This window comes from Bradyrhizobium sp. AZCC 1693 (assembly GCF_036924745.1).
Taxonomy (GTDB): domain Bacteria; phylum Pseudomonadota; class Alphaproteobacteria; order Rhizobiales; family Xanthobacteraceae; genus Bradyrhizobium.
Genome location: NZ_JAZHSD010000001.1, coordinates 3,966,443 through 3,979,083, shown reverse-complemented (window position 1 = coordinate 3,979,083; position 12,641 = coordinate 3,966,443). Strand labels below are relative to the sequence as shown.

The 12,641-nt window shown below is 63.4% G+C and carries 13 protein-coding genes; 7 read left to right on the top strand and 6 right to left on the bottom strand.

Annotated features, from left to right (window positions below; translation table 11 throughout):
* Positions 1 to 52 precede the first annotated feature (52 nt).
* Complete coding sequence (locus V1293_RS19000; RefSeq protein WP_025590848.1) at positions 53 to 337, top strand: hypothetical protein; 285 nt, start codon at positions 53 to 55, stop codon at positions 335 to 337.
* 76 nt (positions 338 to 413) lie between these two features.
* Here the strand turns inward: V1293_RS19000 and V1293_RS18995 are convergent, their stop codons facing one another.
* Both V1293_RS18995 and V1293_RS18990 read right to left on the bottom strand, forming a co-directional pair.
* Positions 414 to 2,375 carry a sensor histidine kinase gene (locus V1293_RS18995; protein WP_334511376.1) on the bottom strand — a complete coding sequence of 654 codons (1,962 nt, stop codon included), beginning with the start codon at positions 2,373 to 2,375 and terminating at the stop codon, positions 414 to 416.
* Positions 2,372 to 3,049 carry a response regulator gene (locus V1293_RS18990; RefSeq protein ID WP_442894253.1) on the bottom strand — a complete coding sequence of 226 codons (678 nt, stop codon included), beginning with the start codon at positions 3,047 to 3,049 and terminating at the stop codon, positions 2,372 to 2,374. The genes V1293_RS18995 and V1293_RS18990 overlap by 4 nt, the downstream gene beginning before the upstream one ends.
* A 164-nt stretch (positions 3,050 to 3,213) precedes the next feature.
* Between V1293_RS18990 and V1293_RS18985 the strand changes: the two genes are divergently transcribed.
* Positions 3,214 to 4,479: a threonine ammonia-lyase gene (locus V1293_RS18985; protein ID WP_334511375.1), complete on the top strand. Its 1,266-nt coding sequence runs from the start codon at positions 3,214 to 3,216 to the stop codon at positions 4,477 to 4,479.
* 126 nt (positions 4,480 to 4,605) lie between these two features.
* Here the strand turns inward: V1293_RS18985 and V1293_RS18980 are convergent, their stop codons facing one another.
* Positions 4,606 to 5,004, bottom strand: coding sequence for a hypothetical protein (locus tag V1293_RS18980; protein ID WP_334511374.1), 399 nt, complete (start codon positions 5,002 to 5,004; stop codon positions 4,606 to 4,608).
* Between the two features lie 198 nt (positions 5,005 to 5,202).
* A complete protein-coding gene (locus V1293_RS18975) occupies positions 5,203 to 6,090 on the bottom strand; it encodes a helix-turn-helix transcriptional regulator (RefSeq protein ID WP_334511373.1) in 888 nt (295 codons plus the stop codon).
* Between the two features lie 89 nt (positions 6,091 to 6,179).
* Between V1293_RS18975 and V1293_RS18970 the strand changes: the two genes are divergently transcribed.
* From V1293_RS18970 to V1293_RS18955, 4 genes are all read left to right on the top strand, one after another.
* Complete coding sequence (locus V1293_RS18970; protein WP_334511372.1) at positions 6,180 to 6,872, top strand: ABC transporter permease; 693 nt, start codon at positions 6,180 to 6,182, stop codon at positions 6,870 to 6,872.
* Positions 6,873 to 6,874: 2 nt separating this feature from the next.
* Positions 6,875 to 7,597 (top strand): energy-coupling factor ABC transporter ATP-binding protein, encoded by a 723-nt coding sequence (locus V1293_RS18965; protein WP_334511371.1) that lies wholly within the window; start codon positions 6,875 to 6,877, stop codon positions 7,595 to 7,597.
* Positions 7,598 to 7,618: 21 nt separating this feature from the next.
* Positions 7,619 to 8,443, top strand: coding sequence for a substrate-binding domain-containing protein (locus tag V1293_RS18960; protein WP_334516792.1), 825 nt, complete (start codon positions 7,619 to 7,621; stop codon positions 8,441 to 8,443).
* Between the two features lie 183 nt (positions 8,444 to 8,626).
* Positions 8,627 to 9,214, top strand: a complete 588-nt coding sequence (locus V1293_RS18955) for a hypothetical protein (RefSeq protein ID WP_334511370.1) — start codon at positions 8,627 to 8,629, stop codon at positions 9,212 to 9,214.
* Between the two features lie 18 nt (positions 9,215 to 9,232).
* Here the strand turns inward: V1293_RS18955 and V1293_RS18950 are convergent, their stop codons facing one another.
* Together V1293_RS18950 and V1293_RS18945 are read right to left on the bottom strand one after the other, a co-directional pair.
* The gene (locus V1293_RS18950; RefSeq protein WP_334511369.1) at positions 9,233 to 10,408 is read right to left on the bottom strand and encodes a patatin-like phospholipase family protein; all 1,176 of its coding nucleotides are present in this window, start codon (positions 10,406 to 10,408) and stop codon (positions 9,233 to 9,235) included.
* A 35-nt stretch (positions 10,409 to 10,443) separates the two neighbouring features.
* Complete coding sequence (locus V1293_RS18945) at positions 10,444 to 11,754, bottom strand: TRAFs-binding domain-containing protein (protein WP_334511368.1); 1,311 nt, start codon at positions 11,752 to 11,754, stop codon at positions 10,444 to 10,446.
* Between the two features lie 359 nt (positions 11,755 to 12,113).
* Between V1293_RS18945 and V1293_RS18940 the strand changes: the two genes are divergently transcribed.
* On the top strand, positions 12,114 to 12,449 hold the full coding sequence (locus V1293_RS18940; protein WP_334511367.1) for a hypothetical protein: 336 nt from the start codon (positions 12,114 to 12,116) through the stop codon (positions 12,447 to 12,449).
* Positions 12,450 to 12,641: the final 192 nt, after the last annotated feature.

The following is a 12,641-nucleotide window of genomic DNA, read 5'->3' as shown; positions in this document are numbered from 1 at the left end:
TGACCGATCGGCACATCGCAAAGAGCTGCACGCCCAATTCGGGAGATGATACATGTTGAAGAAGACAGGTTGGTTGAGCGCTGGTCTGACGCTTGCGGCGTTCTCGGCCGTGGCTTCGTTCGCGCTGGGCGGTGTGGGTTCGGCCCAGGCCGCGGTGGTTTACTGCAAGACGGTCGGCGTGCCGAAGGGCTGCGTGGTGCGGCCGACGCCGGTTGCGGTGGTCGCTACACCGGTTGTCGGCGTCGGTGCTGTCGGCGTCGGTGCTCCCGGCGTCGGCGTCCGCCCCGGCACGCCGATGAATCGCGGCGGTCCGGTCAATCGCGTCGGCCGCCGCTGAGGCTAGCTAAAGCGTTTTCGAGCGAAGTGGATTCCGGTTCGCGTAAAGAAAACGCGTCAAAACGAAGATACGTAAGTTAACCGGTAGCGCCGTCGCTGTCGGGAAAGCGGTGGGGCAATGTCAGCTTTACGCGCGTGCCTTGATCAGTCGCTTGATCAGTCTCTTGGGCGCAGGAGCTCAGTTCCAGCTCCGCGCCACAGCGCGCAGCGCGGCTTCGCATGTTGCGCAAGCCGCGCGCCGCTTTTATCGCGCCTGCTGCCGCACCGTCAGACGTGATCTCAAAACCCTGGCCGTCATCCTCGACGGTGATGCAGCCGCGGTCGAGGCCATCGGCGCCTGCGAGTGTCTCGATCCTCACCGTGATGCGCCGTGCATTGGCATGCTTGACCGCATTGGTCACGGCCTCATCCAGCAGCCGCACGATCTGGATCACGTGCCACGGCCGCAGTTCGGGATGCACCGGCAGGCCCTGCGCCGTGACCGCGCGCCAGTCCAGCGCGATATCATGCGGACGCAGTTGCGCCGTGGCGCGTTCGCGCCATGAGCCCAGCGCCAGCATCAGATCGCCGCCGATGTCGTCCATCGAATCGATGACCAGACGCAGATCCTTCAGTGCGGCGCGCGCCGCATCGCCGATTCCCGCGCCGGCATTGCCGCGCTCGCTCAAGGCCACGATGCTGACGAGCTGGCCGCCGAGCCCGTCATGCAGGTCGCGCATCAGCCGCGTCCGCTCGCGCGCCAGCGCCGCGGCGCGGGCGCGTTCCTCCTCGCGGGCGAAACTGGCCTTCAGCTTCTCCTCAGCCTCGCGCACCTGGGTGACGAGGCGGCCGGCAAAGCCGTCGACCTGGTTCAGCGCGCGGGCGAACCGCCAGGTCAGCCCGGCGCCGATCGCCACCAGCATCACCGAATAGGACAGCCGCGCGACGAAGATCCGGTTCGGCGTCATCTGGAATACCGAAAGCAGGTCGGCGATCCAGCAGGTCAGCATGATCGTGACCGCGCAGCCGAGCAGGAAGCCTGCGACGTTCTGCCATTTCAGCGCCGAACGGGCGCTGACAACAGCCATGATGACCAGCGAGATACCGACCATCGGGACCGCCAGAACGAGGAACAGCGTGCGCGACAGCGCCTGATTTCCGAACAGGCCGCCCAGCGCCAGTGCGATTCCCGGAATGAAAATGATCCAGCCCCAGCGCTGCCACTTCCACCCCGAGAACAACAGCGCAAACGTCAGCACCAGCGCACTTTCCAGCGGCGCGGAGGAAATCAGGACCACATTGAGCCTCGAGAGCGGCGTCTCCCCCATCGGCGTTTGCAGAAAGGCCTGTGCGACGCCAACCGCCATCGCCGCCGCCAGAACCCCGTAGGCCGGCTCATGGCGGCGCATCACCCACATGATGCCGAGAATGACCGCGAGGATCGCCTGCCACGACGAGAACACCACAGGCAGGGTAACGAAGATCAAGGTTCTCAGATCATAGGTCGGGCGCAACAATTCGTCCGGGCCGACCCAGATGCGATCGAGAAAGCCTGATATCGGACCCCAGATGAACAGCCGGATTGCAATCGCGTTGTCGCCGTCGCGCAGCACCGACGCCGGGATCACCGCAATCGCCGGCGTGTTGCGATCGGGACGGTTGGCCGCGGGATCGCGCCGGCTGTCGAAGATCACGACGTCGTTGACGGTGACCTCGACGCCGTTGGTGAAGCGCGGCAGGAACACCGACCAGGGCCGCGCAGCTTCGCCGGCCGGGTGGACGAATTTTCCGCTGAAACGCGGCGGATCGTCCATCGCATTCCGCAACCGGGAGAAATACGGCAGCGTCACCGCGCGCTCGACGCCGGCTTCGGTGAGCTGGAATGCCGTGACCTGATACTGGGCGGGAGGGCCCGGCAGCGACTGCAGAAGCGCCAGGATGCAGGCGCCGGCGATCACCGCCTGCAGCAGCAGGTACTGGACCAGGCGGGACGTCAGCAGCCGCCGCCGTTCGCGCCCGGGCGGTTGTTCCGCCGTCGCGTCCTCGTCGTGGTCGTTCACAGCTTGATCAAGCCCTGCTGGACCGCCTCGAACACCGCCTCGCCCCGGGTATGAACCTCGAGCTTGCGATAGATGTTCTTGATATGCCCGGGCACGGTCTGGCGCGACAGGCCGAGATGGCTGGCGATCTCGGCGTAGCTAAAGCCCTTGGCGATGCCCCAGAGGATGTCGATCTCGCGCGGCGTCAGCTTGGCGGTGTTGAGCGCGGGACCGGGCGGCGGCTCGGGCGTGTTCTGGGTCCGCCGCACGATGAAGCGCGCGATCGATGCCGAGATCGGCGAGTGTCCGGCGACGAGGTCGCGCACGGTGGCGGCGATATCGGTCGGGAAGGCGTCCTTGAGCAGGTAGCCGGTGGCGCCGACGGTAATCGCGGAGATCACGCTTTCCTCATCGCCGAGAATCGAGATCACCATGATCTCGGTGTCTGGGAAGCGCTGCCGCGTTTCGCGGATCAGATCGACGCCATGGCCGTCGGGCAATTGAAGGTCGGTCAGCAGCACTTTCGGCGCGCCTTGCGCGAGACAGGCGCGGGCTTCCGTGAGCGTGCCGGCGGCCCTGACCTGATATCCGGCCTTGCTCAGCGCGTCCTGCAGCCGCCAAAGCGTCGGCGCGTCGTCCTCGACCAGCACGATCGTGATGGCCTCCGCCTGCGGCTCATCGTTCAATGAATTCATCTGAAAAACTCCGGCCGCCTGTCCCCGCGGCCCTTGGCCAAGTGTAACGCCGCGGCGGCTTTTTGCGACACCCATGTTCATGGGGCGGGATTTTTACGAGATTCGCAGGAGGCGCGTCCGGCGGAAAAGGCTGATACGATTGCCTCTCAACGAGGCCCCTTCAGATGCCGAAAGCCCCCAAAAACGCTCCGCCACGTCAGCACGCTTTCGAAGCAGGTCTTGCCGTCACGCCCGGCGACATCACGGCCGCGGCGGCTGCGATCCGCGGTTCCGTCATGGTCAGCGAATGCGACCAGAGCCGGACGCTGAGCGAGATCTGCGGCTGCAATCTCTGGCTCAAATTCGAGAACCTGCAGTTCACCTCGACCTTCAAGGAGCGCGGCGCGCTCAATCGGCTGCTGGCGCTGTCGCCGGACGAGCGACGGCGCGGCGTGATCGCGATGTCGGCTGGCAATCATGCGCAGGGCGTGGCCTATCACGCCAACCGGCTTGGTATTCCCGCCGCGATCGTGATGCCGGTCGGCACCCCGATGGTGAAGATCGAGAACACCAGACGTCACGGCGCGGAGACGATCGTTTCCGGCGCGACGCTTGAAGAGGCCGCCGAGTTCGCGCGCGAGCATGGCAGGGCGAAAAACCTCATCATGATCCATCCCTATGACGATCCCCTGATCATCGCAGGGCAGGGCACCATCGCGCTCGAAATGCTCGCTGCGGTGCCGCAGCTCGATACGCTGGTGGTTCCGATCGGCGGCGGCGGGCTGATTTCCGGCATGGCGATTGCTGCCAAGTCGCTGAAGCCGGAGTTGCAGATCGTCGGCGTGCAGGCCGAGCTCTATCCTTCGATGTACAACGCCATCAAGGGCGAGAGCCTGCCGATGCGCGGCGACACGCTCGCCGAAGGCATCGCCGTCAAGGTGCCGGGCCGGATCACCACCGAAATCATCCGTCATCTCGTCGACGACATCGTTCTCGTCACGGAGGATCATATCGAACGCGCGCTGGCGATGCTGATTGCGATCGAAAAGACCGTGGTCGAGGGTGCCGGCGCCGCCGGCCTTGCCGCGGTGCTGGCAACGCCGGCGCGATTTGCCGGGCGCAACGTCGGCCTCGTCCTCACCGGCGGCAACATCGATACGCGGCTGATCGCCTCGGTGCTGACCCGCGAACTCGCGCGCGAGGGGCGGCTGACGCAGATCGCCATCGATATCGTCGATAGACCAGGGCAACTTGCGTCGGTCTCGGCGCTACTCGCTGAAGCCGGCGCCAACATCATCGAGGTCTCGCACCAGCGCACGTTCTCCGACCTGCCTGCCAAGGGCACCCTGCTCGAAGTCGTGATCGAAACGCGCGACCGCGCGCATCTGAACGAGGTGATGAAGCGGCTCGAAGAGGCCGGCTATACCGCGTGGCTGCCGGGGCGGCGGTAAGCATAGCGTTTTCGGGCGTAGCAAGCGGCTTCATCGACGCCTGCATTGCGAATGGCATTGTTGGGAAGCGCGATGCATCCAGAGTCCACCGCAGCCGGCAAATATCGCCGGGCGGCGCCTCGGCCGTTACGACCCGGCGCGAATGCGTTGCTCAAGGTTGGCCGCCGGTCCCCCTGCGCGGGCGCTGCGAGTGCCTGATGGAAGTGTTTGGGAGTTCGCCATGCTTTTCCACGGACCGATAGTTTCGACGATGATATTTATTCCGGCGACCGCGCTGTCGATTTGGCGCTGTACGCTGTCGACCTCGGACTTCAGGAATTCTTGCATTTTTTGAAGCTCGAAAGCCAGCTTGTGAAGTTCGTCTATTGAATTTGTGGTCAACCGGGCGACGGAAGAGTTGAATCGTTCGGCGGTGATCTCCAGCGGGCTGGAGGGATTCGATTTCTCTTTGCTGGGTTGTGTCGCCACAGCCTGCTCCGACGAAAGCGTTTTCTCGTCGGGTGAGGCAGAGGTTGGAGTATCCATTAGTTCCTCCGTTGGTGCCCGCGGCCCGTTGCAATAGGCCTCGTTGAGTCGTTAGGCGTTTTGGTGGCGTGGCGGTGGCGATCCGGGGCCAGGCCCTGAAGTTTCCGGTTCCCCCGATTAAACTTCGACTTCGCCGCTTATCCGTGTTTCGGGTTGGACCAGCAGGGAAACGGGCGGCGTCGCTGGCGATCGGTATCCCTAGTTCACGAGCCGCACCGCGCCGGCGTCGCTGACGTCATAGCCGCCGAGTTCGGCCGCGCGGTCGCGCAGTATGGACGTGCGCATGAAGCCAAACAGCGCCTGCGGGCCCTTCATGAAATAGTCGCGCTGGCGCATCACGAGGTCGAAACGCTCCCAGGTGAGCGGCAGGAAATCGAGCCCGGCCGACCGCGCGACCGACCGGGTGGCGATGCCGCAGTCGATGCGGCCGGCACGGATCGCCTGCGCGATATCCGGTCCGGTTGGAAAGGCGGGTTTTGCCAGCCTCACGTCGTCGAGCGCGATGCCGGCGCGCGCCAATAGCGCGAGCAGCAGCAATTGCGCGCCGGCCCCGGTGGGGCGCTGCGCCATGCGCGCGCGGGAAGTTGCGATCGAGGCCATGTCGCTCAGGCCCAAGGGATTGCCTGGCGCAACGAGAATGCCTTGCTCGCGCCGTGCAAAGCTGAGCACCACCGCATCGTGCAACCCCGCCGCGTCAGTGACCGCTTCGAGATTGGCCGTTTCGTCATCGCCATCGAGCCGGTGCAGATGGATCGCGGCAATCATCACCTCGGCCTTGGTCAGCCGCCGCAGGCCTTCCTCGCTGCCTTCGGGCAGGCTGGCGAGGCCGGAATTGCTTTCGCGTAAGCCCCATTCCAGGAGCGGATCATGGCTGCCGCCGACGATCGGCGGCGCCGCCACCTGCGCCAGCGCGGCAGGCGCGATCAGGCCGGCGGAGACCCAGCGGTCCAGCGCCGCGCGCGGAAACAGCCAGCGCCCGGTCACCTTGCTGCAAGGCACGGCGCGCTCCGCCACCAGCTCGTAAAGCTTGCGCTCCGAGAGCCTGAGATAGTCGGCCGCTTCGTCGGTGGTAAGTAGTTCCGGCATAGGCACTTATATGCATATGAATGCAGATGCTACGGAAATTGACCATATCCGTTCCATCTGCGCAAGATGTCTGCGAAACGGAATAATCAATGCCAGACGACGTATCCGCCCTCCAACTCGTGCTCAGCGGCGATCCCGCGCTGTTCGCCATCGTGCGGCTGTCGCTCTATGTGAGCCTGTCCGCGGTGGTGCTGGCTGCGCTGATCGGTATTCCCCTGGGCGCCTGGATTGCGCTGACAAGATTCCCCGGACGCCAGGGCGTCATTGTCATGCTCAATGCCCTGATGGGCCTGCCGCCGGTCGTCGTCGGTCTCGCGGTCTATCTGGCGCTGTCGCGCTCCGGGCCGCTGGGCTCGTTCGGTCTGTTGTTTACGGCGGGCGCCATGATCATCGCGCAGACCGTGCTGGTCACGCCGATCATCGCCGCGCTCGCGCGGCAGACCATCGAGGATCTCTGGATCGAATACCGCGACGAACTCACCGCGATGAATCTCGGCCCGATCGGGCGCGTCATGACGCTGATCTGGGACGCACGCTTCAGCCTCGTCACCGCGTTGCTCGCCGGCTTCGGCCGTGCCGCGGCGGAGGTCGGCGCCATCATCATCGTCGGCGGCAATATCGAAGGCTTTACCCGCACGATGACGACGGCGATTGCGCTGGAAACTTCCAAGGGCGATCTGCCGCTCGCGGTCGGCCTCGGCCTCGTGCTGATCGCGATCGTGATCGCCGTCAACGCGCTGGCCTGGACCGCCCGCCGCGCCGGCGAACGACTGGCGGGATGACCATGCGCGCGCCTTCGAGCGAACTGCCGATTGAATTCGATGGCGTCACGGTGACGGCAGGTGGCGTCACGATCCTTGACAATATCGCGCTCACGCTGCTGCCGGGTCCGCCCACGGTGCTGATCGGCCCCAACGGCTCGGGAAAATCCACGCTGCTGCGCGTGGCGATGGGGTTGCTCGCGCCTTCGCGCGGGCGCATCACCTGGGGCGGGCTGGAAAATGTCCCGCCGCTCAGGCGTGCGATCGTGTTTCAGCGGCCGGCGATGCTCCGGCGCAGCGCTGCCGCCAATATCCGCTTCGCGCTGCGCGCCGCCGGCGTGCCGCGCGCGGAGCATGCGCGCCGCACCAGCGAGCTGCTCGAACTGGTCGGGCTTGGAAGTCTCGCCGATCGCGCCGCGCGAAGGTTATCCGGCGGCGAGCAGCAGCGGTTGGCACTGGCGCGGGCGCTCGCGCGCGATCCCGCGGTGCTGTTCCTGGACGAGCCGACCGCGAGCCTCGATCCGGTAGCTACCAAGGCGGTGGAAGACATCATCCGCACTGTGAGCGAACGCAACATCAAGGTCGTGATGGCGACCCATGATCTCGGCGAAGCGCGCAGGCTCGCCGGCGACGTCGCCATGCTTCACCGCGGCCGCATCGTGGAAACCGCCGCCGCCGCGTCGTTCTTCGATACGCCGCAAACCGCCGAGGCCAGGACATTCCTCGCGGGTGAACTATTGGTTTGATGGAAGGGATAACAAATGAACATGCTCACGCGCCGTCTGGTGATCGCAGCCGCCGCTCTCGTATTCGCCGGCCATGCCGTCGCGCAGGAAAAATCGATCGTGGTGGCCTCGACCACCTCGACGCAGGACTCCGGCCTGTTCGGTCACATCCTGCCGATGTTCAAGGCCAAGACCGGCATCGACGTGAAGGTGGTGGCGCAGGGCACGGGACAGGCGCTCGATACCGCGCGCCGCGGCGATGCCGACGTCGTGTTGGTCCACGCCAAGCCGGCGGAAGAAAAATTTCTCTCCGAAGGTTTTGGCGTCAGGCGCTACCCCGTGATGTACAACGACTTCATCCTGATCGGCCCGAAGGCCGATCCGGCCGGCATCAAGGGCTCGAAGGACATCGTTGCAGCGCTCGGTGCGATCAAGGCCAAGGGCGCCGACTTCATCTCGCGCGGCGACAAGTCCGGCACGCATCAGGCCGAGCTCAATCTATGGAAGGTCGCCGGCGTCGACATCGCCAGGGACAAGGGCCCCTGGTACAAGGAAATCGGGCAGGGCATGGGCGCGGCGCTGAACACCGCATCCGCCTCCAACGCCTATGTGCTCGCCGATCGCGGCACCTGGCTGTCGTTCAAGAACCGCGGCGACCTCGTGATTGCCGTCGAAGGCGACAAGCGGCTGTTCAACCAATATGGCGTCATGCTGGTGAACCCGGAAAAACATCCGAGCGTCAAGAAGGATCTTGGCCAGCAGTTGATCGACTGGCTGGTGTCGGCGGAGGGCCAGAAGGCGATCGCCGACTACAAGATCAACGGCGATCAGTTGTTCTATCCCAACGCCAGCGATTCCGGCGCGTGATGCGGAGGCGGCTTTCGGCGGCGCTTGCGAACGCCGGCGCGTGATGCGGCATGTTGATGCCTGATTGTCTCAACTGGCGCCACGGAGCCAAGAGAGAATTAGTATCCGCGCTCGCACTTATTGCGCTGTGGAGGATCGGCTTCTCTGTCAAACTTGCCGTTAGCGCAAGGTGAGGGATCAGTGATGGCGTCTCAAACTTCGGGCGAGATCAAACCGCGCAAGGTGCTGCTTTTCAGCGGCCACATGATCGATAGCACGACCCGTAAGGAGCCCCGGTTCCCGGCAGACAAGGAGCCGATCGCCGCCAGAGCGATCGGAGATCTGCTCGATCAGATCGCGGTGGAGCGCGGCGATCTGGCAATTTGTGGCGGCGCGTGTGGCGGGGATTTACTGTTCGCCGAGGCTGCGCTGGCCCGAGGATTGAGCATCGCGATCTATCTTCCGTTTGAGGAAGAGAAGTTTCTTGCGGAATCCGTCGACTTTGCCGATGCGGACTGGCGTTCGCGCTATTTTGCAGCGAAGTCACAGGCCGCGTTGCACATCGCGCCCGAAGAGCTTGGCCCGCTCAAGCCTGATGAAAATCCCTACGAACGCAACAATTTGTGGATGCTGCAGGTGGCCACGGGGTACGGCGCCGAAAAGGTCGATTTTCTCTGCCTGTGGAACGGAGCAGGCGGCGACGGCCCGGGCGGAACCCAGCACCTGATGCAGGAGGTGCAACAAAAGGGTGGCCGGACCCATTGGCTGGACACGCGGCAGCTGTGGTCGTGAGACGGCCGTTGTGCCTGCTCAGTCCTTCGACACGAATCGCCGGAATGGCGTCACGTCCACGAACTTCGCGGCATACGCCCGTCCTACGGATTGCATCTCCTTGATGTACTCGATCTGATCCAGCGCCTGGACGTGATCCGGATCGATCTCGTTCAGCCCCAGGGCATCGAGGCCGTCTCGACTCACATCGGGATTGTAGCGGGCATAAAGGAACTGGCGGCCGCGATCTTCTTCGAGCGGAATGACATCCCCCTTGAGCGGATCCGGCCGCCGCGGAATCATGTCGCCGATCTCGCGGTCGATCGGCGCGCCGAACACGCAGCGGCCGATAGCGCGGCAATTGATGTCCTGGTCGATCGCGGCGCCACCCATCAGCACGCCGGGCAGGTGCGCGGCGTTGACCGGCGCCAATTGTCCGCGCGCGTTGAGGTCGCGGCTGACCGCCGCCGCCGATCCCGTGCCGACCGAAATCAGCATCATGCGGCCCTCGCCGGTGGGCCAGTTCAGCCGGTACTGCGGCAGCGTCGCCATCCGGAACAGCAGGAAGGCCGGGTTATTGTAAGGCGTGACGCCGCCGTCGACGAAGAAGAAGGTTTTTGTCGGGTCGTTTTTATCCCACTCGACTATTTCGGGCGGGAAATAGACCGGTGCGGCGGTACTTGCCCGCACCAGCTGCCACAGCGGAATCTGCAGATTGCAGTCCGCACGGGTGCGATCGTTATATCGGGCAAGGGGATTGTTGGAGACGGGCCACGGCGAATCCGTCGTTGCATTTCGTGTGACGACCAACAGCAGCGAACGCAGGTCTTCTTCCCCAAGCGTGCGCTCCCCGAACACGCTGTTCAGTTTCTTGCGCAGCGGATCGGCCTGATAGAAGCTGCGCAGCCGGCCGATCAGGGATGATTTTTCGAACATCAGCGGTCCCGCCTCGATGTAGAAATCGATCAGTTCCTGAACTGACTTTCCCATCGCAAGGCCGGCCGCAATGATGGCGCCGGTGCTGGTGCCGCCGATATAATCGAAGAAATCTCCGAGGCGGAATGACGCGCCCTTGCCGGTGGCCGTCGCCAGATCCCGTTCAATCTTGCGCAGGATTTCGAGCGACATCACGCCGCGGATTCCGCCGCCATCGAGTGCCAGCAGCTTGCGCGATTTTGCGGCCGAAGATTCTGCTTGCCCGTTGAGATCAGCCATTTTGTCGATCCGATTGCTGTCGTGTTTCGAGCCCGTTAGGGCGGCAATAGCTCGCCCAGTTTCTTCAACTGGTCGTTCAGGCTGGCCTCATTCCAACTCGCCGTGCCAAGCCGCTCGCGTTCCTTGGCAAAAATCTGGACTTTGAGAAGGTCCGCCTCATCCCTGCGGCCTAATCCGAATAAAGCCTCAACCTTCGTTGCTCCGATCCAGAACGGTTCGTCGCCGCCGGGGCCGGGACCGAAGTGCTTCAGCCCCGGTTCAGCAGCAACGGATGTAGCTTGCAACAGACGATCGCAAATCTTCAGGACGTCCTTACGGACCCGTCGCGCGAGAAGCCGATCCACCAAAGCCTCATCACCCTCGCTACGGGACGCGCGAACGTCGAGCACGAATGCGTAGTTGATGCCGTTATAATAGTCTGTCCTGATGTAGTAGCCTCTCGAATAGGCCCGCACCGCTTCATCGAGATGTTCCCGATCTTCGGTCGCGTCCCATAGCCGTTTGTGGATGGCGCCCCACAGCCCGACCGTCTCGGCATCGCTCGACGTTTGCGGCACGAGCGCGCTCAGGATGTTCTTTGCATTGATCAGCGATGCCTTCTTGTCCGGTTGTTGGAATTTGTAGGTTGCGAGCGCCAACTGCTGCAGGATGTAGGGGTCGTCAGGCTGCATCGCCTTCAGGCGCTTCAGGAGGGCCAACGGCAGAGCCCAGTCTTCGGCCGCCTTGACTTGGTCTCTCGCGGCGCGAAAGCTTGCGAGCAGTTCGGCGAAGCTCTTCTGCTCCTGGTCCATCGGCGCAGAGGAAGGCGCGGGCGGCGCCGCGGCTGCGATCGCCGGCGCCTTGGGAAGGCTGGCAGGCTGAAGCGAGGGGATGAACAGGAAGACCGGGCTGTCGGGCTCGGGACTGTCCATCAGCGCCGTGATCTTTTTTGTCAGTTCCTGCCTGACGCGCATCACCTCCTTGAACCCGATCTCCTTTCCGAGGTGTTCGTATTTCAGGATGCTGAGATGATTGAGATCGAACGGGAAGCTGAAATTGTTCTCCGCCAGCACGATTGTCCGTTGTGGCCGCAGCGCGTGACGAACGCCGAGCTCATACACCGCGTTGACGTTCGCGGTGGACAGGTCCGCAATGACCAGATCCGCCGAAAGCAGATTGTCGTACATCGGCTTGTCGATAACGGTGGAATGGATGATCTCGTCCGCGCGAACACAGATATGGCCGGCCTCTTCCACGACCGGTTTGATGATGTCTTCGTAGGTTCTGTTCAGGTTCAGAACACGCTGCGGGTTCGACTGGAAGTCGGTCTTCTCGCCGAAGCCCATAATGACAAAACAACTGCCCATAATATCCTCCGGCCGGCTGGTAAGCGGCACCGCTGGAGTCGCTGGCAATTAATGGTTGCTTCTAAAAATGAAGTACAAGTCTGAACCGGAACGGGTGTAATTGCAAGCTGGAAACTGGAAGTGGAAACCGGAGGTTTCGTGGGCTTGATATGCCGCCGAAACCAACGCGAGCTTCGCGATGGTCAATTGTTCAGAACATCTGCGTCCAAGAGTTTGTCAATCAACAGGGTGCGTGCTGGATCGAACCCGTTCAGTTTCATGAACATTCGTTCAAGCGGCGATCGCGGTCTTTATGTCGCACGCCGGAACGTCACGCGCGCGGGCCGGTTAGCCTTCACACGTTCTACTGGAGTTCGATGATGAAGAAGCTAGCTATCGTGTTCGCCGTTGGTGCCGCCGCGTTGATGGGGGGCTCCGCCTACGCCGCCGACAATGCGGTGAAGTCGAAATCTTCGACGGATGCCGCGCAATCCCGGATTGCTACGCAATCCCCGACCGACATCAGCGCGCAATACCGCCATCGCCATTGGCATGGCTATCACCATCACCACTGGCGCCACCGTCATTACCGGCCGTACTACGGGAGCTACAACTACTATGCCCCGCGCCCGTACGGCTATTACGGTCCCCGCTACTATGGCGGTGGCCCCGGCGTCACCTTCAGCTTCGGCAGCGGCGGCTATCGCGGCTGGTAAGGACGCTGATGAGACAGAGAAGCCCGCGAGCTACGCGGGCTTTTTTGTGGGCGTGCTCCCCATCGCCGGCTGACGCCGCGACACCTTGTCTCGGTTTGACCCGGCATGACGGGATGGCCCGGATCCTGCTTTGACAGGTTCGCGCCGAACTGATCCATTTCCGGCATCGAGCGCGACGAGACATTCAGCACA